At 63.2% G+C, this 21,404-nt stretch carries 21 protein-coding genes; 2 read left to right on the forward strand and 19 right to left on the reverse strand.

Annotated elements, in window-relative coordinates; genetic code table 11:
- Positions 1-192: 192 nt before the first annotated feature.
- Genes U4Y90_RS30200 through U4Y90_RS30210 form a run of 3 tightly spaced genes read right to left on the reverse strand, consistent with a single transcriptional unit; the run spans position 193 to position 2,679 of the window.
- Positions 193-987 carry a MetQ/NlpA family ABC transporter substrate-binding protein gene (locus tag U4Y90_RS30200; RefSeq protein WP_321800149.1) on the reverse strand — a complete coding sequence of 265 codons (795 nt, stop codon included), beginning with the start codon at positions 985-987 and terminating at the stop codon, positions 193-195.
- Positions 988-1,001: 14 nt separating this feature from the next.
- Positions 1,002-1,655, reverse strand: coding sequence for a methionine ABC transporter permease (locus U4Y90_RS30205; RefSeq protein ID WP_061120486.1), 654 nt, complete (start codon positions 1,653-1,655; stop codon positions 1,002-1,004).
- A complete protein-coding gene (locus U4Y90_RS30210) occupies positions 1,645-2,679 on the reverse strand; it encodes a methionine ABC transporter ATP-binding protein (RefSeq protein ID WP_321800151.1) in 1,035 nt (344 codons plus the stop codon). The genes U4Y90_RS30205 and U4Y90_RS30210 overlap by 11 nt, the downstream gene beginning before the upstream one ends.
- Before the next feature lie 165 nt (positions 2,680-2,844).
- Between U4Y90_RS30210 and U4Y90_RS30215 the strand changes: the two genes are divergently transcribed.
- Positions 2,845-3,729 carry an alpha/beta hydrolase gene (locus U4Y90_RS30215; RefSeq protein ID WP_321800153.1) on the forward strand — a complete coding sequence of 295 codons (885 nt, stop codon included), beginning with the start codon at positions 2,845-2,847 and terminating at the stop codon, positions 3,727-3,729.
- Here the strand turns inward: U4Y90_RS30215 and U4Y90_RS30220 are convergent.
- Positions 3,726-4,649 (reverse strand): histone deacetylase family protein, encoded by a 924-nt coding sequence (locus U4Y90_RS30220; protein WP_321800155.1) that lies wholly within the window; start codon positions 4,647-4,649, stop codon positions 3,726-3,728. The genes U4Y90_RS30215 and U4Y90_RS30220 overlap by 4 nt on opposite strands.
- A gap of 307 nt (positions 4,650-4,956) precedes the next feature.
- On the opposite strand from U4Y90_RS30220, the gene mltB reads away from it, so the two are divergent.
- Positions 4,957-6,129 (forward strand): lytic murein transglycosylase B, encoded by a 1,173-nt coding sequence (gene mltB / locus U4Y90_RS30225; RefSeq protein ID WP_321800157.1) that lies wholly within the window; start codon positions 4,957-4,959, stop codon positions 6,127-6,129.
- Between the two features lie 74 nt (positions 6,130-6,203).
- On the opposite strand, the gene cysM is transcribed toward mltB, so the two are convergent.
- The 15 genes from cysM to U4Y90_RS30300 all read right to left on the reverse strand — a co-directional run bounded on the left by cysM (position 6,204) and on the right by U4Y90_RS30300 (position 21,400).
- Positions 6,204-7,106, reverse strand: coding sequence for a cysteine synthase CysM (gene cysM, locus U4Y90_RS30230; protein WP_321800159.1), 903 nt, complete (start codon positions 7,104-7,106; stop codon positions 6,204-6,206).
- Positions 7,107-7,396: 290 nt separating this feature from the next.
- Positions 7,397-7,771, reverse strand: coding sequence for a helix-hairpin-helix domain-containing protein (locus tag U4Y90_RS30235; protein WP_321800161.1), 375 nt, complete (start codon positions 7,769-7,771; stop codon positions 7,397-7,399).
- Positions 7,772-7,846: 75 nt separating this feature from the next.
- Positions 7,847-8,839: an ADP-glyceromanno-heptose 6-epimerase gene (gene rfaD / locus U4Y90_RS30240; RefSeq protein ID WP_321800163.1), complete on the reverse strand. Its 993-nt coding sequence runs from the start codon at positions 8,837-8,839 to the stop codon at positions 7,847-7,849.
- 19 nt (positions 8,840-8,858) lie between these two features.
- A complete protein-coding gene (gene rfaE1, locus U4Y90_RS30245) occupies positions 8,859-9,833 on the reverse strand; it encodes a D-glycero-beta-D-manno-heptose-7-phosphate kinase (protein ID WP_321800165.1) in 975 nt (324 codons plus the stop codon).
- The gene (locus tag U4Y90_RS30250; RefSeq protein ID WP_321800166.1) at positions 9,799-11,202 is read right to left on the reverse strand and encodes a UDP-glucose/GDP-mannose dehydrogenase family protein; all 1,404 of its coding nucleotides are present in this window, start codon (positions 11,200-11,202) and stop codon (positions 9,799-9,801) included. The genes rfaE1 and U4Y90_RS30250 overlap by 35 nt, the downstream gene beginning before the upstream one ends.
- 82 nt (positions 11,203-11,284) lie before the next feature.
- On the reverse strand, positions 11,285-12,460 hold the full coding sequence (gene lapB, locus U4Y90_RS30255; protein ID WP_321800167.1) for a lipopolysaccharide assembly protein LapB: 1,176 nt from the start codon (positions 12,458-12,460) through the stop codon (positions 11,285-11,287).
- Between the two features lie 42 nt (positions 12,461-12,502).
- Positions 12,503-12,796 (reverse strand): LapA family protein, encoded by a 294-nt coding sequence (locus U4Y90_RS30260; RefSeq protein ID WP_321800168.1) that lies wholly within the window; start codon positions 12,794-12,796, stop codon positions 12,503-12,505.
- A gap of 281 nt (positions 12,797-13,077) precedes the next feature.
- On the reverse strand, positions 13,078-13,407 hold the full coding sequence (locus U4Y90_RS30265) for an integration host factor subunit beta (protein WP_321800169.1): 330 nt from the start codon (positions 13,405-13,407) through the stop codon (positions 13,078-13,080).
- Between the two features lie 22 nt (positions 13,408-13,429).
- A complete protein-coding gene (gene rpsA / locus U4Y90_RS30270) occupies positions 13,430-15,160 on the reverse strand; it encodes a 30S ribosomal protein S1 (protein WP_321800171.1) in 1,731 nt (576 codons plus the stop codon).
- A 121-nt stretch (positions 15,161-15,281) separates the two neighbouring features.
- Positions 15,282-15,962, reverse strand: coding sequence for a (d)CMP kinase (gene cmk, locus U4Y90_RS30275; protein WP_321800261.1), 681 nt, complete (start codon positions 15,960-15,962; stop codon positions 15,282-15,284).
- A 75-nt stretch (positions 15,963-16,037) separates the two neighbouring features.
- Positions 16,038-17,342 (reverse strand): 3-phosphoshikimate 1-carboxyvinyltransferase, encoded by a 1,305-nt coding sequence (gene aroA / locus U4Y90_RS30280; protein WP_321800173.1) that lies wholly within the window; start codon positions 17,340-17,342, stop codon positions 16,038-16,040.
- 33 nt (positions 17,343-17,375) lie between these two features.
- Positions 17,376-18,302: a prephenate dehydrogenase gene (locus tag U4Y90_RS30285; protein WP_321800174.1), complete on the reverse strand. Its 927-nt coding sequence runs from the start codon at positions 18,300-18,302 to the stop codon at positions 17,376-17,378.
- Positions 18,303-18,381: 79 nt separating this feature from the next.
- On the reverse strand, positions 18,382-19,464 hold the full coding sequence (gene pheA / locus U4Y90_RS30290; protein WP_321800175.1) for a prephenate dehydratase: 1,083 nt from the start codon (positions 19,462-19,464) through the stop codon (positions 18,382-18,384).
- A 41-nt stretch (positions 19,465-19,505) separates the two neighbouring features.
- A complete protein-coding gene (gene serC, locus U4Y90_RS30295; protein ID WP_321800176.1) occupies positions 19,506-20,588 on the reverse strand; it encodes a 3-phosphoserine/phosphohydroxythreonine transaminase in 1,083 nt (360 codons plus the stop codon).
- Positions 20,589-20,785: 197 nt separating this feature from the next.
- Positions 20,786-21,400: a DUF2059 domain-containing protein gene (locus U4Y90_RS30300; protein ID WP_321800263.1), complete on the reverse strand. Its 615-nt coding sequence runs from the start codon at positions 21,398-21,400 to the stop codon at positions 20,786-20,788.
- Positions 21,401-21,404: the final 4 nt, after the last annotated feature.

The raw sequence follows: 21,404 nt of genomic DNA on the forward strand, positions 1-21,404 counted from the left end.
CACCAGAATTTTCATGCACACGCTCCAAAGTTACGATTACGTCAACCCAGCGTCATTATACGAGCGACGCGTCGGCACGCCCCTCCAAAAGCGGGTGGGGTCGGCTGGTTGTGCAGTAAGTAGTGACGATATTTTATCGAACGATCGTTCTATTTATATCCACAAAAACCCGAACGGCACTGCTGAAAACGCTTACCAGGCCGTGATCACTGCGCCTGCGTATTTGCCTTCGATGAACTGCTTCACTTCCGGCGAGTGATACGCCGCGATCAGCTTCGCGACCCACGGCTTGTCCTTGTCGGCCGCGCGGATCGCGATGATGTTCACGTAAGGGCCGCGCGGATCTTCGATCGCGATCGCGTCCGACTTCGGCTTGAGCCCCGCTTCCATTGCGAAATTCGTGTTGATGGCGGCGGCATCGACGTCATCGAGCGAACGCGGAATCTGCGCCGCGTCGAGTTCGACGATCTTCAGCTTCTTCGGATTCTCGACGATATCGAGCGGCGTCGCTTTCAGGCCCGCATCCGCGCGCAACTTGATGAGGCCTTGCTTTTGCAGCAGCAGCAATGCGCGACCGCCGTTGGTCGGATCGTTCGGCACCGCGATGCGCGCGCCGTTGCCGAGCGCCGACAACGACTTCAGCTTCTTCGAATAGATGCCCATCGGGAAAGTCACCGTATCGGCGATCTTGATGAGCTTGTAGCCGCGATCCTTCACCTGCGCATCCAGATAAGGCAGATGCTGATAGCTGTTCGCATCGAGATCGCCGGCGGCGAGCGCGGCGTTCGGCTGCACGTAATCGGAGAACTCGACCACTGTGATCTTCAGCCCGTTCTTCGCGGCGACCTGCTTCACCACGTCCATGATCTGCGCGTGCGGGCCGCCGGTCACGCCCATCTTGATGGCGTCCTCGGCGTGCGCCGCTCCGTTGAACAGCGTTGCGCTCAACAGCGCGGCGGCGAACTTCAGAATGAATCGACGTTGCATGGTTTCTTGAGTGGTTATTTGTGACTGAGACGACGAACGAGCCAGTCGCCGAACGACTGCACGAGTTGCACGAACACGATGAGAATCACGACGACGGTAATCATCACTTCGGGCAGGAAGCGTTGATAACCGTAGCGAATGCCGAGATCGCCGAGACCGCCGCCGCCGATCGCGCCCGCCATCGCCGAATAGCCGACGAGCGACACGAAGGTGATCGTCAACCCCGCGACGACGCCCGGCAGCGATTCAGGCAACAGCACCTTGAAGACGATCTGACGGGTGGTCGCGCCCATCGCCTGCGCGGCTTCGATGAGACCGCGATCCACTTCGCGCAGCGCGGTCTCGACGAGCCGCGCGATGAACGGCGCGGCGGCGATGGTCAGCGGCACGACCGCGGCCGCCGTGCCGATCGACGAGCCGACGACGAGCCGCGTGAACGGAATCACCGCAACGAGAAGAATGATGAACGGCGTCGAGCGCACCGCGTTGACGACGCCGCCGAGCACGCGATTCACGCCGATGTTCTGCAGGACGCCGTCGCGATCGGTCAGATAGAGCAGCACGCCGAGCGGCAGACCCACGGCCGCGCCGACGAGCCCCGAGATGCCGACCATGATCAGCGTTTCCCAGAACGACTGCACGAACATGTCGAACATTTCACTCAACATGGGACAACTCCTCCACCACGACGCCTTGCGCGCGCAAATAATCGATCGCCTCGGCGATCTTCAACGGCTGACCGCCGGCCAGCACCGCGAGCGAGCCGAACGCCTGCCCCTGAATCTCGTCGATCTGGCCATGCAGGATGTTGAAATCGAGCTCGTAGCGGCGGATCGTCTCGGAGAGAATCGGCTGATCGACGCCCGAACCCGTGAACGCGAGGCGCAGCAAATGGCCGCTGCCGGTCTTCAGGCGCTCGGTGACGCGCGCCTTCAGTGCGGGCGGCAACTCGTGCGCGATCACATCGCCGATCAGCGCGCGCGTGACTTCGTGATGCGGCTGCATGAAGACATCGACGACCTTGCCCTCTTCCACCACGCGCCCCGCGTCGAGCACCGCGACGCGGTCGCAGACCTGTTTGATCACTTCCATCTGATGCGTGATGAGCACGATCGTGAGGCCGAGCTCGCGATTGATCTTGCGCAGCAGATCGAGAATCGCGCGCGTGGTTTCGGGATCGAGCGCGGACGTGGCTTCATCGGAAAGCAGCACCTTCGGCCTGCTCGCGAGCGCCCGCGCGATGCCCACGCGTTGCTTCTGCCCGCCGCTGATCTGCGCGGGATACTTGTCCTTGTGCTGCGTCAGGCCGACGAGTTCGAGCAACGGCAGCACGGCCGCTTCGATCTCCGCGCGCTTCTTGCCGGCGAGTTCGAGCGGCAGCGCGACATTGCCATACACGGTGCGCGAGCTGAGCAGATTGAAGTGCTGAAAGATCATGCCGATGTCGCGGCGCGCGGCGCGCAGATCGTCGGTGCCGAGCGTCGTGAGATCGTTTCCGTCGACGATCACGTTGCCTTCGCTCGGCCGCGTCAGCAGATTGATGGTGCGCACCAGCGTGCTCTTGCCCGCCCCGCTGCGCCCGATGATGCCGAACACTTCGCCGGCGGGGATCGTCAGATTGACGTTGTGCAGCGCTTCGACCCAGCCTCGGGGCCCCGCGAAGCGCTGCGAGAGATTGCGTATTTCGATCATGAAAATGCAAGCGGCGGAAGGCTCGCCAGGTGAAACGCACCCGCGCAGCCGGCCGCCGCTCGTTCTTAGCTGTTTAGTACCGTCGCCCGAATTTTACAGGACGAGCTACATTCTGTTTAATAATGATTTCCGATCGCCTAATAACGTAGAGATATTTAACCACTCATGTCACGCAATATTTATTCGACGAGCGCCGTCACAACGCGACATGGCGTCGAACTGTTCCTGCATCGGTGGCAACCTGCGCCGGAAGTCGAACTGAAGGCGCGCATTGCGCTCGTTCACGGTCTCGGCGAGCACGCGGGACGCTATGACGCGCTCGCCATCGCGTTGAACGCCGCGGGCATCGAGTTGATCGCCGTCGATCTGCGCGGGCATGGGAAATCGTCGGGCGACCGGGCGTGGGTACGCGTCTTCACCGACTATCTGCGTGACACCGATGTCCTGCTCGAAGCGTGCGCGGCCACACCGCCCGTAGCCACGCCGCTTTTTCTGATGGGCCACAGCATGGGCGGCACGGTCGCGGCGCTTTACGCCGCCGAGCGCGCGCCGGAGAGAAAGCTAGCCGGACTGATCCTGTCGAGTCCGGCGTTGAAGATCGGCGCGGGCACGCCGCGCTGGAAAGCGAGGCTGAGCCGCATCGTGGGAACGGTCGCGCCGCGCGTCGCCGCGTTCGGCATCGACCCGGCGCTGTTGTCGCGCGCGCCGGGCGTCGTCGAGGCGTACAGGCGCGATCCGCTCGTGCTGCACGGAAGCGTCCCTGCACGCACCGCCGCGCAGATTCTCGCCGGGATGGAGCGCGTGACGGCGAAGCGCGGCGAGATCACGCTGCCGCTCTTGGTTTTTCACGGCAGCGCCGACGCGATCTGCGATCCCGCTGGCAGCCGCGAGTTCGAAGCGAACACGGGATCGACCGACAGCACCCTCGCGATCCACGAAGGCAGCGCTCATGAAACGCTCAACGATCTCGATCGCGACCGCGTGATCCGGGAACTGATCGACTGGACGCTGGTGCGCGCCGACTACGCGCGCACGCACGCGTCCGGCTAGATTTCCGCCAGCACCCGCAAATGCGCGACGACACTGCGGCCGAGCGCCGACAGGTTGTAGCCGCCTTCGAGACAACTCACGATGCGCCCTTGCGCGTGGCGTTTGGCCACCGCGCGGATCTGCTCGGTGATCCACGCATAATCGTCCTCGACGAGGCCCATGTTGGCCATGTCGTCTTCGCGATGCGCATCGAAGCCCGCCGACACGAAGATCATCTGCGGCTTGAATTCTTCGAGGCGCGGCAGCCACAGCATGTCGACGACCTCGCGCACCTGCATGCCCTTCGTGCGCGCGGGCAGCGGCACGTTGACCATGTTCGACGCATGATTGTCGGCGCCGCTGAACGGATAGAACGGATGCTGGAAGAAGCTGCACATCAGCACGCGCGAATCGCCGCTGAACGCGGCTTCGGTGCCGTTGCCGTGATGCACGTCGAAATCGACGATCGCGACGCGCTGCAGGCCGTGCACCTCGAGCGCATGGCGCGCGGCGATCGCGACGTTGTTGAAGAGGCAGAAGCCCATCGCGCGCGCAGGCTCCGCGTGATGGCCCGGCGGCCGCACGCTGCAGAACGCGTTGTCGTAGCGCCCTTCGATGACGGCATCGGTGGCCGCGATCGCCGCGCCCGCAGCGCGCAACGCAGCCCGATAGGACTCGGGACACATCGACGTATCGGGGTCGAGCTCGCTTCGGCCCGATTCCGGCGTGCGGCTCTTGATGTAATCGATGTGCGCCTGCGTATGCACGCGCGCGAGGTCGGTTTCCTCAGCGAGCGGCGCTTCCTCGCGCTCGATGAGCGAATCGATCCGGCTCGCGATCAGCTGATCTTCGATCGCCTGCAGGCGCGCCGGACATTCGGGATGCCATTGGCCATTGTCATGCTGGAGGCAGTCGGGGTGGGAGTAAAAGCCGGTGGCCATGATGTCTCGCAATGCCGCTTTCGTCGGCTCTCGTCTCGTGTTTTTTCGTCATACGCGACCACGCGTCGCGCAATTGACGTTAAGTTACCACACCGTTCGACGCGTTCGCCCTCGCCCGGACACATGGCCGGTATAGGCGCGAAGCGTCGGTTATACTGCCCCGACGCCTTGCCGGCCGAGCGTTTGCGCGCGGCACGTTGCAGGCAGTTGCGTTCCGTTGAGAATCGTTGCAGATCGATGCAACTTCACAGGCGTTTTGGCCACTCGCGCATCTGGTATCGCCCCAACCGCCCCCACCACGCACACTATGACTTTCCAGTTTGCTCCGTTCGACTTCACGGCTCCATCCAGGCCGGCAAAGCGCGCACTCATTGCCTCTCTCATTTGCGCGCTCGGCTTTCTCTGCGGCAGCAGCGCCTTTGCGCAGTCGCAGCAGCCGCAGGCCGCGACGCCGCAAGGGCAGGTGTTCGAAGAAGAGATCGTGCCGCAGCGCTACGCGAACAATCCGAATGTCGATGCGTTCATCAACGACATGGTCGCGCGCTACGACTTCGATTCGTCCGCGCTGCACGATCTGTTCGCCCGCGTGAGTTACTCGGCAACGGCGGCGAAGCTGGTGCTTCCGTCGCCTACGCCGCAAGCCAAGAACTGGCGCGCGTATCAGGCGCGTTTCATCGAGCCGGTGCGTATCAATGCGGGCGTGAAGTTCTGGCGCGCGAATCAGGCGACGCTGCAACGCGCATCCGAGCAGTTCGGCGTGCCGCCGGAGGTGATCGTCGGCATCATCGGCGTGGAGACGATCTACGGGAAGTACATGGGCAACTTCCGCGCGCTCGACGCGCTGACCACGCTCACGTTCGATTACCCGAACACGCCGAACCGCACCGAGCGCATGGCGACTTTCCGCAAGAATCTCGAAGATCTGCTCGTATGGACGCGCGATTCGCAGATCGACCCGACGACGGTGCTCGGTTCGTACACCGGCGCGATCGGCATTCCGCAGTTCCTGCCCAGCAGCATCGTGCAATATGCAGTCGACTACGACGGCAACAGCCACATCGATCTGCGCACCAGCCCGGCGGACGCGATCGGCAGCGTGGCGAACTATCTGAAGCAGAACGGCTGGGAGCCGGGACGTCCGGTCGTGTGGCGCATTGCCGGCGATGTCGGCAGTCAGGGCATCGCTCAGGCGGCCGCCGACGGCGCGCCGGAACCGAAATGGTCGCTCGCGCAACTGACGAAAGCGGGCATGCTGCTCAACGAGCCGCGTTTGAATATCGACGCCGAAGCACCGACGCCGCTCACTGTCGTCGATCTGCCGACGCCCGGCCGCACGACCGAATACACGCTCGGACTAAAGAACTTCTATGTGCTCACCCGCTACAACCGCAGCTTCTTCTATGCGCTCGCGGTGTATCAGTTGGGCGAGGCCGTGAAGGCGCGCATGGTGGCTGGCGACACGGGCGCGAACTCGCAGTGACTTCGCGTTGACTTCTGATGTAAAAGACCCCGGCGCGCCGGGGTCTTTTCATTGCGCGAGCGAGAATCGCGGCATCAAGCCGGAAACACGCCCGTCGACAGATAACGATCGCCGCGATCGCAGACGATGAACACGATGGTCGCGTTCTCCACCTGACGCGCGATGCGCAGCGCGACTTCGCACGCGCCGCCCGACGAGATGCCCGCGAAAATGCCTTCTACCGATGCGAGGCGCCGCGCCATCGCTTCGGACGCTGCCTGGCTCACATTCTCCACGCGATCCACGCGGCTGCGATCGAAGATCTTCGGCAGATACGCCTCCGGCCACTTGCGGATGCCCGGAATGCGCGAGCCTTCTTCCGGCTGCGCGCCGATGATCTCGATCTTCTGGTTCTGCTCCTTCAGATACTTCGACACGCCCATGATGGTCCCGGTCGTGCCCATCGACGAAACGAAGTGCGTGAGGCGTCCCTCGGTCTGGCGCCACAGCTCCGGGCCGGTGCCTTCGTAGTGCGCGAGCGGGTTGTCGGGATTGGCGAACTGATCGAGGATGATGCCCTTGCCATCGCGCTGCATCTGATCGGCGAGATCGCGCGCGTATTCCATGCCGCCCGTCACCGGCGTCAGCACGATTTCCGCGCCGTACGCGGCCATGCTCTGCCGGCGTTCGATCGACAGATCTTCCGGCATCAGCAATACCATCTTGTAGCCGCGCATTGCGGCGGCCATCGCGAGCGCGATGCCGGTGTTGCCGCTCGTCGCCTCGATCAGCGTATCGCCCGGCTTGATGCGGCCGCGCTCCTCAGCCTTCCTGATCATCGACAGAGCCGGCCGATCCTTGACCGAGCCCGCCGGATTGTTGCCTTCGAGCTTGCCCAGCACGACGTTGTTGCGGCTGCGGATTTCATCGTCCACGATGCGGACGAGTTGCACGAGCGGCGTATTCCCGACCGTGTCTTCGATAGTCATGTAAGCCATATGCGGAGCCGATTCCATTCCCCGCGGGCGATTCGCCGCACCGCGAGGATTTCGATATAGGGATTCGTCGATTGTAGCCCACCGGTTCTGCCGATGCCCGCGCGCCCCTGATGCGCGGATGGATTGCCGGCCGCGGCCGCAAGCCGTGCGACGGATCCATGGTCGTGCGAGCACGCCGTCCCTTCGTGCAAAAACCCCGCGGCGAGCCTCTCCGCGGGGAGCCCAAGACATCCGAAGGCTGAAGGAGATCGCCGGTGCGCCATGCACCAAGACGCGCATTGGGTCTTGCGCTATTTCTTGACGACGACCGGCTTGGCCGACGTCGACGCCGACACTGGCGTCGCGACGGCCGAGTTCGTCCCGCCGGGCGGTGCCGCGACTGCCGCAGTCCTGGTCGTTGCGCCGATGGTCAGCCCTTCCGCTTCGAGACGTTGAACGGTCTTGCCGCCCATGCCTTTCACGCGCGTGCTGAGATCGTTGGCGTCCTTGAAGGGGCCATGCGCCTGACGTTCGTCGAGAATGGCTTTCGCCTTCGCCGGACCGATGCCCTTGATGCCGCGCAACGCGTCGGAGTTCGCGGTATTGACGTCGACGGCCGCCCACGCGCTGCCGATGGAAAAAATCAGCGCGAGCGCGGCGATCGAAGAGAGTGCTTGCTTGAACATGACTGAGTCTCCGTGAGGAACCGGCCGGCACCAGCGCCGACCGTGAGACCCAGTTTAGAGAGGCTCGACGCGCGTTTATAGCTGGCCGAATAGCCAACGCACGTAGCGATCGACGCCTTCCTGAACCGTCAGGAACGACGCGTCGTAACCCGCCGCGCGCAGCTTCGACTGGTCCGCCTGCGTGAAGCATTGGTACTTGCCGCGCAGTGCGTCCGGGAACTGCACGTACTCGATGAGCCCGCGCTGCACGAGTTCAGCGAGCGACAGCGCCGCTTCGCCGTTCTGCGCGCGCAACGAGTTCACGACCGTCGACGCGATGTCGTTGAACGGCTGCGCGCGCCCTGTGCCGAGATTGAAGATGCCGGACTTCTCCGGATGATCGAAGAAGAACAGGTTCACCTTCACGACGTCGTCGACCGAAATGAAGTCGCGCGTCTGCTCACCCGCCGCATAGCCGTTGTATTCGCCGAAGAGCTTGACCTTGCCTTCCGAGCGGAACTGGTTGAAGTTGTGGAACGCGACCGAGGCCATGCGCCCCTTGTGCGTCTCGCGCGGGCCGTACACGTTGAAGTAGCGAAAGCCGACGATCTGGCTCTGCGCCTTTGGCAGCACCTGCCGCACGATCTGGTCGAAGAGGAACTTCGAATAACCGTAGACGTTGAGCGGTTTTTCGACTTCGCGCTCTTCGACGAACCGGCTCGATCCACCGTAAGTCGCCGCCGACGATGCATACAGAAACTGCACGTTCTGCGCGAGGCACGCGTCCATCACGTCGCGGCTGTAGCGGAAGTTGTTGTCCATCATGTAGCGGCCGTCGGTTTCCATCGTGTCCGAACAGGCGCCTTCATGAAAGACCGCGCGCACGCGGCCGAAATCGCCGCGCTTGAAGCGCTCGACGAACTCGGTTTTATCGAGGTAATCGTCGATCTCGCAATCGACGAGATTCTTGAACTTGTCGGCGCGCGTGAGGTTGTCGACCGCGATCACGCGGTGCTCGCCACGCTCGTTGAGCGCCTTGACGATATTGCTGCCGATGAATCCGGCAGCACCGGTAACGATGATGGTCATGGCGAAGTATCAGAAAGGATCAGGCGAAGAGTTCGTTGTAGTCGACGGTCGCCGTACCGAGCTTGCCCACGACGATGCCCGCCGCGCGGTTCGCATAGACGATCGAGTCGACGAGCGGCACGCCCGCGCCCAGCATGGTCGCGACCGTGGCGATGACGGTGTCGCCGGCACCCGAGACATCATACACTTCGCGTGCTTCGGCCGAGGTGTGCAGCACCCGGTTCTCGGTGAAGAGCGTCATGCCTTCTTCCGAGCGCGTGAGCAGGAGCGCTGAGAGATCGAGATCGGCGCGCAGCTTCGTCACGCGCTCTTGCAGGTCTTCCTCGGATTTCCATTGGCCGATCACTTCGCGCAGTTCGGCGCGATTCGGCGTGATGAGCGTGGCGCCGCGATAACGATCCCAGTCGTCGCCCTTCGGATCGACGAGCACCGGCTTTCCGGCGCGCTTCGCATCGGCGATCATCTGCGTGACGTGCGTCAGGCCGCCCTTCGCGTAATCGGACATGAGGATCACGTCGTGCTGCGGCAGGATTTCGGCGAAGCGCGCGAGACACGCGCGCAGCACTTCATGATTCGGCGTGTTTTCGAAATCGACGCGCAGCAGTTGCTGCTGACGCGAGAGTACGCGCAGCTTGATGGTCGTGAGAAGCTCGGGGTCGCGCTCGAGATACGCCGCCACCTTGCTCTCGCCGAGCAACTCCACGACGCGCTCGCCCGGCTCGTCATGACCGACCACGCAGAGCAGGCCCGCCTGCGCACCGAGCGCCGCCGCATTACGCGCGACGTTGGCGGCGCCGCCGAGGCGGTCTTCCTTCTTCTGCACGTGCACGACCGGAACGGGCGCCTCGGGCGAAATGCGGTTGACGTCGCCGAACCAGTAGCGGTCGAGCATCACGTCGCCGACCACCAGCACACGCGCCGCCGAGATGCGCGCAAGCGGCACGACGGGAATATCGGCCTTATTTGCTGCTGCCGGGGCGGTCGAGTTCGACATGGGGACGTCCTATTGCGAAGTAGTCGATGCCCATTTCGGCCATCGCTTCCGGTTCGTACAGATTGCGGCCATCGAAGATCACCGGCGTCTTCAGCGCGCTCTTCAAGTGCCAGAAATCCGGGCTCTTGAATTCCTTCCACTCGGTCACGATGACGAGCGCATCCGCTCCCGTCAGCGCGTCCTGCTGCGTCTTCACCAAGTGCAGGCGCTTCAGGTCGTCGGAGCGATCCGCGAGATCGAGCGCGAACACGCGCTCTGCCTCGTCGCGCGCGACGGGATCATAGCCGCGCACGGTGGCCCCGCGCTTTAGCAGCGCCTCGATGATGCGCCGGCTCGACGCCTCGCGCATGTCGTCGGTGTTGGGCTTGAATGCGAGCCCCCACACGGCGAAGGTGCGCCCGCGCAGGTCCTCGCCCATGCGCTTGACGATCTTGTTGACGAGCACGTCCTTCTGATCGCGGTTCACGGCTTCGACCGCTTCGAGCACGCGCAGCGTGTGACCGTTCTCGCGCGCCGTCTGCGCGAGCGCCTGCACGTCCTTCGGGAAGCACGAGCCGCCGTAACCGCAGCCCGCATACAGGAAGTGATAGCCGATGCGCGGATCCGAGCCGATCCCGCGCCGCACCGATTCGATATCGGCGCCGACGGTATCCGCGAGATTCGACAGATCGTTCATGAACGAGATACGCGTCGCGAGCATCGCGTTGGCGGCGTACTTCGTGAATTCCGCCGAGCGCACGTCCATGTACAGCGTGCGCTCGTGATTGCGGTTGAACGGCGTGTAGAGCCGCTTCATCTTCTCGCGCGCGAGGTTGCCCGCGTCGTCGTCGTCGATGCCGATCACGATACGATCCGGGCGCATGAAATCGTCGACGGCCGCGCCTTCCTTCAGAAACTCCGGATTCGATACGACCGAGAAGCCGTAATTCTCCGAGCCGTCGAGCCCGCGCGCCTTCAACTCTTCGTCGACAACGCGCTTCACCTGCAGCGCCGTGCCGACCGGCACCGTCGACTTATCGACGATCACCTTGAAGCCGTTCGAATATTTGCCGATGTTGCGGGCGGCGGCGAGCACGTATTGCAGATCGGCGGACCCGTCTTCGTCGGGCGGCGTGCCGACCGCGATGAACTGAATATCCCCGTGCTCGACGCTCGCTTTCACGTCGGTGGAAAACTGGATGCGGCCCGCCGCGCGCGTACGCCTCAGCATTTCCTGAAGGCCCGGCTCGTGAATCGGCACGCCGCCGTTGTTGAGAATCTCGATCTTGCGCGGATCGACGTCCACGCAAAACACGTCATTGCCGATTTCGGCAAGACACGCGCCGGTCACAAGACCGACATAACCCGTGCCGACGATGGTTACTTTCATACGCTTTCCGGTTGTCCCTGAAATGCGGGTGGCGGACACGGCGCACCTGCGCGCCGCCCGATGTCATGCTTGCCGCGCGGACTCAAGCGGAGGTCGTGATGGGTTCGACCCGCCGCGGCGCGTACGTCTCCCAGCCACTGCAGCCGGGGCATTGCCAATAAAATAGACGCGCGCGGAAGCCGCAAGTTTGACATGTATAACGCGGCAAATTCTTAGTGCGTTGTTTCACCAAATTACGCATCAGTTCGAGCTCGCCGCGGCGCGGTTCCTCGGCCGTCGCCTCTTGCGCTTCGAGCAGGCGCGTCATGCCCGCGAGGTTCGGCGCGCTCTGCATCTGCTTGCGCGCGAGTTCGTGCGCGGCATCCAGACCGCGCAACTCCTGAACGTGCTTGTAGGCGACATCGAGCAAATCATTCGACGGATAGCGGGTCGCGTAATCGATCAACAGATCGACGCCCTCGTCCTTGCGCCCGAGCGCGCCGTACGCCTTCATCAACTTCTCGGCGACCAGCGGCAGATACGCCTCGTTTTGCTCCTCGACACGCTTCCAGTGCGCGATCGCGGCGTCGACATTGCCGTCGGCCGCCTCGACATCGCCCGCGAGGATCGTCGCGCGCACGTTGTCCGGATTCGACGCCAGCGCGAGCTGCAATTCGGCGCGCGCGCCATCGGGATTCTTGCGCTGCAACGCTTCCTGCGCGAGCTCGCAATGAAAATGCGCGATTTCCATATGCAGCGAGGGCGCACCCATCTTTTCGATCTGCTCGGCGGTCGTGATCGACTTGGGCCAGTCCTTCTCGATTTCGTAGATGGTCAGCAGCGCGCGCTGCGCGCCGAGCGAATATTCGCCCGCGTTCAGCGACTTGAACGTTTCCTCCGCGCGATCGAGTAGGCCCGCCTTCAGAAAGTCCTGCCCGAGTTCGTAGAGCGCGTGATCGCGTTCGGCGATCGGCAAGTCGGCGCGGCTCAACAGATTCTGATGCACGCGAATGGCGCGGTCGGTCTCGCCACGGCGTCGAAACAGATTGCCGAGCGCAAAGTGCAGTTCGATGGTTTCGGGATCGAGCTTGGCGACTTCGATGAACGCGTCGATCGCCTTGTCGTGTTGTTCGTTCAGCAGAAAATTGAGGCCGCGAAAGTACGAGCGCGGCAGGTTCGCATTTTCGGACAGCAGCGTTTTCAGGTCATAGCGGGATGCGATCCACCCCAGCGCGAAGGCGACGGGGATGACGAGCAGCCACCAGAAGTCTAGATCCATGCGATTAGTCGTTGAATGTTAGGTGTCTGCTTGCGCGTCGCTTCAGATGAGCGGCGGCATCGGCGGCTCTTCCTTGACCACCGGCGTCTCGCGTGCTGCGCGCAATTCGCGCTTCAGCCGCCCGTTTTCCATGCGCGAACGCACCATCGCCGGGACTGCGGACACGAGCCCCGCCAATAGTCCCACGACGAAAAACGCGAGTCCGATGAGAATCAGCGGCGCCTGCCAGGCATAGCCTGCGAGAAAGTTCAGCGTCGCGGACTGGGTATTGGCGAGCGCCAGCACCAGCAACAACACGAATACCAGAACGCGGATCAGCCAGACGATGAATTTCATGTAGGGTCTCGCAAGAGCGGTTGCACCAGACGGCCCGTCCTTTTCGGCAAGGCCTGCGCGGTTGAACACCCAGGTCAAAGTGACCGGTATTGTAATTGATGCTCCCGAGCGCCGGCAGTCACCGGTTCGCCGCACGCATTCAAGCAAACGACGCACCCGTCGCGTCATCCCGTCGATCAGAAAACGCCGCGCATAAAAAAAGCACCCCGAAGGGTGCTTTTCTGGTCGATTGCCTCGTGGCGAAAGTCGCGCGGATCGACAACTCCGGTGATGCGCACCGATCAGAGCTCGTCCGCATCGTCGTCATTCGACGCCTTCAGAGGCTCGCCCGCACGGCCGTCGACGCGTTCGCGCAATTCCTTGCCCGGCTTGAAGTGCGGCACGAATTTCTCCGGCACCAGCACCTTCTCCCCCGACTTGGGATTGCGCCCGACGCGCGACGGACGACGATTGAGCCCGAAACTGCCGAAGCCGCGAATCTCGATGCGGTGACCGTTGGCCAGAGCCTCCGACATCGCATCGAGCATCGTCTTTACCGCGAAATCCGCATCCTTGAGGACAAGTTGCGGAAACCGCGCCGCCAGCTGGGCGACCAATTCCGATTTGGTCATACTTCAGCTTGCCGTTGAGGGCTTAGCTGTTCTGGCCGTCGAGCTTGGCCTTGAGCAGCGCGCCGAGGTTGGTCGTGCCGGTCGCGGCGGCGTTCGAGTCGCCCTGCAGGCTGCGCATGGCTTCCTGCTGTTCGGCCGAATCCTTCGCCTTGATCGACAGGTTGATGCCACGCGACTTGCGATCGATGTTGATGATCATCGCGTTGACCTTCTCGCCTTCCTTCAGCACATTGCGCGCATCTTCCACGCGGTCTTGCGCGATTTCCGAAGCACGCAGGTAGCCTTCGACGTCAGCCGTCAGCGTGATGACCGCACCCTTCGCGTCCACCGACTTCACGGTGCCGTCGACGATGGCGCCCTTGTCGTTGATCGCGACGAAGTTGCTGAACGGATCGCCTTCGAGCTGCTTGATGCCGAGCGAAATGCGCTCCTTCTCGACGTCGATGCCCAGAACCACGGCTTCGACTTCGTCGCCCTTCTTGTACTTGCGAACGGCTTCTTCGCCCGTTTCCGACCACGACAGATCCGACAGGTGAACCAGACCGTCGATGCCGCCCGGCAGACCGATGAACACGCCGAAGTCGGTGATCGACTTGATGGCGCCGCTGATCTTGTCGCCCTTCTTGAAGTTGCGGCTGAAGTCATCCCACGGATTCGGCTTGCACTGCTTCATGCCGAGGGAGATACGGCGGCGGTCTTCGTCGATTTCGAGAACCATGACTTCGACTTCGTCGCCCAGCTGAACAACCTTCGACGGCGCAACGTTCTTGTTGGTCCAGTCCATTTCCGACACGTGGACGAGGCCTTCGATGCCCGATTCCACTTCGACGAATGCGCCGTAGTCGGTGATGTTCGTGACCTTGCCGAACAGGCGCGTGCCCGACGGGTAACGACGCGAGATGCCTTCCCACGGATCGTCGCCGAGTTGCTTGATGCCGAGCGAGACGCGGTTCTTCTCTTGATCGAACTTGAGGATCTTGGCGGTGACTTCCTGGCCAACCGAGAGAACTTCGCTCGGGTGACGCACGCGACGCCATGCGATGTCGGTGATGTGCAGCAGGCCGTCGATGCCGCCGAGGTCCACGAACGCGCCGTAGTCGGTGATGTTCTTGACCACGCCTTCGACGATCGCGCCTTCCTTCAGCGTCTCGAGCAGCTTCGCGCGCTCTTCGCCCTGCGTCGCTTCGATCACCGCGCGGCGCGACAGCACCACGTTGTTACGCTTGCGATCGAGCTTGATGACGCGGAATTCGAGCGTCTTGCCTTCGTACGGCGTCGTGTCCTTGACCGGACGCGTGTCGACGAGCGAACCCGGCAGGAACGCGCGGATGCCGTTGACCATCACGGTCATGCCGCCCTTGACCTTGCCCGTGATCGTGCCGGTCACGAGTTCGTTGTTGTCCAGCGCCTTTTCCAGCGACAGCCACGAAGCCAGACGCTTCGCCTTGTCGCGCGACAGAATGGTGTCGCCATAGCCGTTTTCCAGCGCGTCGATCGCGACGGAAACGAAGTCGCCCGCCTGCACTTCCACTTCACCCGCGTCGTTCAGGAATTCTTCGAGCGGAATATAGGCTTCGGACTTGAGACCAGCATTGACGACCACGAAGTTGTGGTCGACGCGCACGACTTCGGCGGAGATCACTTCGCCAGCGCGCATGTCCTGCTTGGTCAGCGACTCTTCGAACAGAGCCGCAAAGGATTCGGTATTCGGGGTGGAGGTTTGCAGGTCGGACATAAAAATCTGAATTTGCACAGTCTGGCGCGATGGTCCCGGATTGGACCTCGGGGGTGAACCCGGAATGCGCGAAACCGTACGGGGTTAAAGGGTTTAACACACGCCCCGCCACTCGACGGAGCACCTTGCTTCTACCGCACTACACGCGAACTTCGCTGTACCAGCCGATGATCTGTTCGACCGCTTGGTCGATCGACAAACCGGAGGTGTCCAGCGTCTTCGCATCTGCCGCGGGCTTGAGCGGCGCGGTTCTCCGGTTCATGTCCCGGTCGTCGCGCGCACGCAAATCTCGCAGCAAGTCATCCATATTAGCAGAAAAACCTTTTTGCATCAATTGCTTATACCGTCTCGCCGCGCGTGCCTCAGCGCTCGCGGTCAAAAATACCTTCAGCGTGGCGTCCGGGAAGATGACGGTGCCCATGTCGCGACCGTCGGCGACGAGCCCGGGGCGCTTGCGAAAGGCCCGCTGGCGCGCGACGAGCGCCTGGCGCACTTCGGAATGCACGGCGATCGCGGAGGCGCGGTTGCCGACCTCCTCCTGCCGGATTGCGCCCGAAACGTCCACGCCGTCGAGCTGCGCGCAACCTTCGCGGAACGTGATATGGAGCGCTTCGACCAGCTTTGCAAGACCGGCCGCGTCGTCCTTTTCGACTTCGTAGCGAATGCTCGCCAGCGCGGCGAGCCGATACAGCGCGCCGCTGTCGAGCAGGTGAAAGCCGAGCGTCGCCGCGACGATCGCCGCGACCGTGCCCTTGCCCGACGCCGTCGGCCCGTCGATGGTGATCACTGGAGTGGGGTCGAATGGACGGGTCGGTTTCATTGAGTCTGGCCGTTCTGGCCCGTTATTACGGTCATGGAAGTCGAATTCATCGCGTTTCACGGTACAGCGCTCCGATTACGCTTTGACGAGCGTCGAAAAACGCTCGAAGTAGTCCGGAAAAGTCTTGTTCACGCATTTCGGATCGTTGATGCGCACCGGCACGCCGCCGAGACTCACGAGCGAGAAGCACATCGCCATGCGGTGATCGTCGTAGGTGTCGATTGCGGCGTTCGGCGTCAATTTCGCCGGCGGCGTGACGACGAGATAGTCCGCGCCCTCTTCCACCGTCGCGCCGACCTTGCGCAACTCCGTCGCCATCGCGGCGATGCGGTCGGTTTCCTTCACGCGCCAGCTCGCGATATTGCGCAGCGTCGTCGTGCCGCTCGCGAACAGCGCGGCCACGGCGATCGTCATCGCGGCATCGGGAATCAGATTGAAGTCCATGTCGATGGGCGCGAGCTTGCCATCGTCCGATTCGACGCCACGGACTTCGATCCAGTCCTCACCCATCATCACGTTCGCGCCCATGCGATTCAACGCATCCGCGAAGCCGACATCGCCTTGAATGCTCGAACGCCCGACGCCTTCCACGCGCACCGGTCCGTGACCGATCGCGCCCGCCGCCAGAAAATACGACGCCGACGACGCATCGCCTTCGACCATGATCGCGCCGGGCGAGGCGTAGCTCACGCCGGCGGGAACGGTGAAGCGCGCCCAGCCGTCGCGCTCGACGGTCACGCCGAAGCGCTCCATCAAACGAATCGTGATTTCGATGTAGGGCTTCGAGATGAGTTCGCCTTCGATCTCGATCGTAACGGGCCCGTTGCGGCCGTCGACGACCGGCAGGCTCATCAGGAGCGCGGTGAGAAACTGGCTCGACACGTCGCCGCGCACACGGATCGGACGGTCGATGGCGATCCGCGCGGCGTGGATTTTCAGCGGCGGGAAGCCATCGTCGAGCTCGTAGTCGATCTTCGCGCCGATCTGGCGCAGCCCGTCGACGAGATCGCCGATGGGCCGCTCGTGCATGCGCGGCACGCCGTGCACGCGATACTCGCCGCCGTTCACCGCCAGCGCCGCGGTTAGCGGGCGCACGGCCGTGCCCGCGTTGCCGAGAAACAGTTCCGCCGATTTCGACGGAAACGCGCCGCCCGTCCCGCCGACGATCACGCGCTCGCCGTCTTCACGTACGTCGACGCCGAGGTTTTTGAGCGCGGCGATCATCACGCGCGTGTCGTCGGAATCGAGCAAATTGGTAATCGACGTCTCGCCGCGCGACAGGGCGGCGAGCAGCAGCACGCGGTTCGAAATGCTTTTCGAGCCGGGCAAGCGCACGGTGCCGGACGCGCGGGAGAAAGGTCCGAGATCGAGATGTTCCATAGTGTGTCCTTGGGTCACAGCTTATTTCGCGGCTTACTTGGCGGCGATGTCGCCGGATGCCTTGATGCCGCCGCGTTCCTGCCATTCCTTGCGCGCGACGCGCGAGCGCGCGAACGCCGCTTCGAGCGCGGCGCCATCCGATGCGTCGATCGCCGCGCGAAAACGTGCGAGCACGGCCGTGTAATCGTCGAGTTCGGCGAGCAACGCGGCGCGATTCGCGAGACAGATATCGCGCCACATTTCCGGGCTCGATGCCGCGATGCGAGTGAAATCGCGGAAACCGCCGGCGGCGAACGAAAATTTCAGATCGGCATCGGGCGTATCGAGTATCTGGTCGACGAGCGCGAACGACAACACGTGAGGCAAATGGCTCACCGACGCGAACACGCGATCGTGCTGCGCCTCGCTCATCTGGCGCACGCACGCGCCGGTCGCGCGCCACATCGACGCGATGCGCTCGACGTCGGCCGGCGTGTTCTCGGGCAACGGGCACAGCACGACATTGCGATCGACGTAAAGATCGGGCAACGCAGCATCCACGCCGCTCGATTCGCGCCCGGCGATCGGATGGCCCGGCACGAACTGCACGACGCGCGCATCGAGCGCGCGCCTCGCCGCCGCGACGACGTCGGTTTTCGTGCTGCCAGCGTCGGTGACGACGGTGCGAGCGTCGAGAAACGGCGCGATGCGCGCGAGCAACGGCTCGGTCTGCGCGACGGGCGCGGCGAGCAGCACCACGTCCGCGCCTTCGAGCGCGCTTGCCAGCGCGCGGTCGTCGTCGAGCGCGGCGGCTTCGTCGATCACGCCGAGTTCGAGCGCGCGCGCGACCGACGCGGCCGACCGCCCTACGCCGACGACACGGCCCGCGAGCCCTGAGCGCTCACGCAACGCGCGCGCGAGCGATCCGCCGATCAGGCCGACACCGAAAATTACCAGTTTGTTAAAAGAGAACGCAGCCACGGGACTTCGATAAAAGCGCGTCGTCCGACGCGGGATGAAACGAGCCGCCGCGAAACGCTCGCAGCGGCGAAGAGTCAGATCAGCGCGCCCGCGGATACGAACCGAGGATCTTCAGGAACGCGGACTTGCGCCCGAGTTCGTCGAGCGCGGCGGCCACGGCGGCATCGTCGCGATGACCTTCGATGTCGATATAAAAGTAGTACTCCCACGTGCCCGAGCGCGCGGGGCGCGATTCGAAGCGCGTCATTGAAACGCCGTGCTTCGCGAGCGGCTCCAGCAGCTTGAACACCGCCCCGGATTCGTTCTTCACGGTGACGATGAGCGAGGTCTGATCGTGGCCGCTCGATTCCGTCGGCTGCTTGCCGACGATCACGAAGCGCGTGCGATTGTGCGGATCGTCCTGAATCATCGAGAACACGACGCCGAGGCCGTAATGCGTCGCGGCGCGATCGCCGGCGATGGCCGCGACCGTCGGATCCTCGAGCGCCATGCGCGCGGCTTCCGCATTGCTCGACACCGCTTGCCGCTCCAGGTGCGGCGCGTTCGCGGAAAGCCAGCGCTGGCACTGCGCGAGCGCTTGCGGATGCGCGTAGACGCGCTTCACGCCGTCGAGCGTGCCGGACGCGGTCAGCAGATTGTGATGAATCGGCAACGCGAGTTCGCCGCCGATCAGGAGCGACGTCTGCAGCAGCAGGTCTTGCGTGCGCGACACCGCGCCTTCCGCCGAATTCTCGACCGGCACGACGCCGTATTGCGCCGCGCCCGCCTCGACCGCGCGGAACACTTCGTCGATCGATGGGCACGGCACGCCCTGAATCGAATGTCCGAAGTATTCGAACATCGCCTGTTCGCTGTACGTGCCGACGGGCCCGAGGAACGCCGCGCTGATGGTCTGTTCGAGCGCGCGGCTCGCGGCCATGATCTCGCGCCAGATCGACGCGATGTGCTCGTCGGCAAGCGGTCCTTCGCTCATTTCCTGCAGACGCGCGATGACCTGCATCTCGCGCTCCGGACGAAACACGGGCGCATTGAAATGCTTCTTCACCTCGCCGACTTCCAGCGCAACAGAAGCGCGCTGATTCAGCAGCGCGATGAGCTGCGCGTCGAGCGTATCGATGCGCTCGCGCAGCGGTTTGAGTCTTGAATTGAGATCGTCGTCCATGCGGTGCTTGAGCTTGTGCGGTTGAGTGAGCGTCGTCGCCGTTAAGCGCCCGTGCGCTCGAATTCCTTCATGTAATCGACGAGAGCTTTGACTCCCTCGATCGGCACCGCGTTGTAGATCGATGCCCGCATGCCGCCGACGGACTTGTGGCCCTTCAGTTGCAACAGCCCGCGCGCTTTCGCGCCGGCCAGGAAATCGGTATTGCGCGATTCGTCGGCGAGGAAGAACGGGACGTTCATGCGCGAACGGTTCTGACGCTCGACCTTGTTGACGTAGAAATCGCTGGAATCGATGGTGTCGTAGAGCAGCTTCGCCTTCTCGACGTTGCGCGCCTCGATCGCCGAGAGCCCGCCCTGCTTCTTCAGCCACTTGAAGACGAGCCCGGCAATATAGATCGCGTAGGTGGGCGGCGTGTTGTACATCGAGTTGTTCTCGGCGACGATCTTCCACTCGAACGCCGACGGACAGATCGGCAGCGCCCGGTCGAGCAGATCCTCGCGCACGATCACGACCGTCACGCCGGCCATGCCGATGTTCTTCTGCGCGCCGCCGAAGAGCACGCCGTACTTGGCGATGTCCATCGGGCGCGACAGGATGTGCGAGGACGCGTCCGCGACGAGCGGGATATCGCCGAGATCGGGAATCTCGAAGGCTTCGACGCCGTCGATGGTTTCGTTGCTGCACAGATGCACGTAGGCCGGGTCGTCCGACAGCTTCCACTCGTTGAAGGCCGGCACGCGCGTAAAGCCTTGTTCGGTCTTGCCGCTCGCCGCGAGATGCGGCGTGCCGTACTTCTGCGCTTCCTTGAATGACTTCGTCGACCAGGAACCGGTCACGACGAAGTCGGCGGTTTGCTTCGTGCCGAGCAGGTTCATCGGCACGATCGCGTTTTCGCCGATGCCGCCGCCTTGCAGGAACAGAATGCGATGCGATGCAGGCACGTTGAGCAGCTCGCGCAGATCGGTGAGCGCCGCTTCGTGAATCGACATGAACTCCGCGCCGCGGTGGCTCATTTCCATCACGCTCATGCCGCTGCCTTGCCAGTCGAGCATTTCATCGGCTGCTTGCCTCAGAACTTCTTCTGGCATGGCGGCTGGGCCGGCGGAGAAATTGAACACGCGCATCTGGAGATCCCGGAATTCCGACTTGGCAGGCGCAAATGAACGGCTGACGCAACGATAGCCGCGATTTCGCGCCCGAAAAAGAAATGGCTGCTTGCGCTCGCGCGCAAACAGCCATTATCGCACTGTCCTGAAAACCCGCCAATGCGCGGGGCGGCGAGCCCCGTCAGCGGATCTCCGTCAGGCCGACGTCACCGAGCTTACTTCGCGCTCGGCTTGACGCTCGCCACTTCCTGGTCAGCTTGCGTGCGCGTCGCCTTGATGGCTTGCGGCATGTACTTCTGCATCAGACCGTTGACGACGTCGCGGCCAACCTGGTCCTGGACCTGAATAAACTTGCGGCCGGTCGCGCTCTTGTAGAAGTTGGTCAGATCCTTGATCTCGTCCGTCGAGTAGTACTTCGCGTACGCGTCGTACTGAGCCTGCATCGCGTCCTTGCGGAATGCGTCGGTCGCGAAGACCTGGCCAGCGGAATCGACCAGCTTCGGCACTGCGTTCTTCTGCAGCGTCGGAACGGCGGCTTGCTTCTGCTTGTCGTTCAACGTCTTGTTCTCGGACAGCGCGTCCGAGAGGATCGCCGGCACGAGTTGCTTCGATTGCATCTGCGCGCTGTTACCGATCGCACCGACCAGCTTCTGCGCGTCGATCGCGTCGAGCAGGTCCTTGATCGCGGCTTGCTTGGCCGGATCAACCGGTGCTGCTGCGGCCGCCGGTGCGGCCGACTGTGCGGGCGCCTGATTCTGAAGCGACTGAGCCATCGCGAAAGTCGGCACGAAAGCGGCCAGCAACATCCACTGCTTGAAACGTCCTTGCATCATT

The sequence above is a fragment of the Caballeronia sp. J97 genome (assembly GCF_905220305.1).
GTDB lineage: Bacteria > Pseudomonadota > Gammaproteobacteria > Burkholderiales > Burkholderiaceae > Caballeronia.

Excerpts from the sequence above, each read along its gene's own strand:
- U4Y90_RS30200 (WP_321800149.1), bottom strand. The coding sequence starts at position 987 with ATGCAACGTCGATTCATTCTGAAGTTCGCCGCCGCGCTGTTGAGCGCA.
- U4Y90_RS30205 (WP_061120486.1), bottom strand. The coding sequence starts at position 1,655 with ATGTTGAGTGAAATGTTCGACATGTTCGTGCAGTCGTTCTGGGAAACG.
- U4Y90_RS30210 (WP_321800151.1), bottom strand. The coding sequence starts at position 2,679 with ATGATCGAAATACGCAATCTCTCGCAGCGCTTCGCGGGGCCCCGAGGC.
- U4Y90_RS30215 (WP_321800153.1), top strand. The coding sequence starts at position 2,845 with ATGTCACGCAATATTTATTCGACGAGCGCCGTCACAACGCGACATGGC.
- U4Y90_RS30220 (WP_321800155.1), bottom strand. The coding sequence starts at position 4,649 with ATGGCCACCGGCTTTTACTCCCACCCCGACTGCCTCCAGCATGACAAT.
- mltB (WP_321800157.1), top strand. The coding sequence starts at position 4,957 with ATGACTTTCCAGTTTGCTCCGTTCGACTTCACGGCTCCATCCAGGCCG.
- cysM (WP_321800159.1), bottom strand. The coding sequence starts at position 7,106 with ATGGCTTACATGACTATCGAAGACACGGTCGGGAATACGCCGCTCGTG.
- U4Y90_RS30235 (WP_321800161.1), bottom strand. The coding sequence starts at position 7,771 with ATGTTCAAGCAAGCACTCTCTTCGATCGCCGCGCTCGCGCTGATTTTT.
- rfaD (WP_321800163.1), bottom strand. The coding sequence starts at position 8,839 with ATGACCATCATCGTTACCGGTGCTGCCGGATTCATCGGCAGCAATATC.
- rfaE1 (WP_321800165.1), bottom strand. The coding sequence starts at position 9,833 with ATGTCGAACTCGACCGCCCCGGCAGCAGCAAATAAGGCCGATATTCCC.
- U4Y90_RS30250 (WP_321800166.1), bottom strand. The coding sequence starts at position 11,202 with ATGAAAGTAACCATCGTCGGCACGGGTTATGTCGGTCTTGTGACCGGC.
- lapB (WP_321800167.1), bottom strand. The coding sequence starts at position 12,460 with ATGGATCTAGACTTCTGGTGGCTGCTCGTCATCCCCGTCGCCTTCGCG.
- U4Y90_RS30260 (WP_321800168.1), bottom strand. The coding sequence starts at position 12,796 with ATGAAATTCATCGTCTGGCTGATCCGCGTTCTGGTATTCGTGTTGTTG.
- U4Y90_RS30265 (WP_321800169.1), bottom strand. The coding sequence starts at position 13,407 with ATGACCAAATCGGAATTGGTCGCCCAGCTGGCGGCGCGGTTTCCGCAA.
- cmk (WP_321800261.1), bottom strand. The coding sequence starts at position 15,962 with ATGAAACCGACCCGTCCATTCGACCCCACTCCAGTGATCACCATCGAC.
- aroA (WP_321800173.1), bottom strand. The coding sequence starts at position 17,342 with ATGGAACATCTCGATCTCGGACCTTTCTCCCGCGCGTCCGGCACCGTG.
- pheA (WP_321800175.1), bottom strand. The coding sequence starts at position 19,464 with ATGGACGACGATCTCAATTCAAGACTCAAACCGCTGCGCGAGCGCATC.
- serC (WP_321800176.1), bottom strand. The coding sequence starts at position 20,588 with ATGCGCGTGTTCAATTTCTCCGCCGGCCCAGCCGCCATGCCAGAAGAA.
- U4Y90_RS30300 (WP_321800263.1), bottom strand. The coding sequence starts at position 21,400 with ATGCAAGGACGTTTCAAGCAGTGGATGTTGCTGGCCGCTTTCGTGCCG.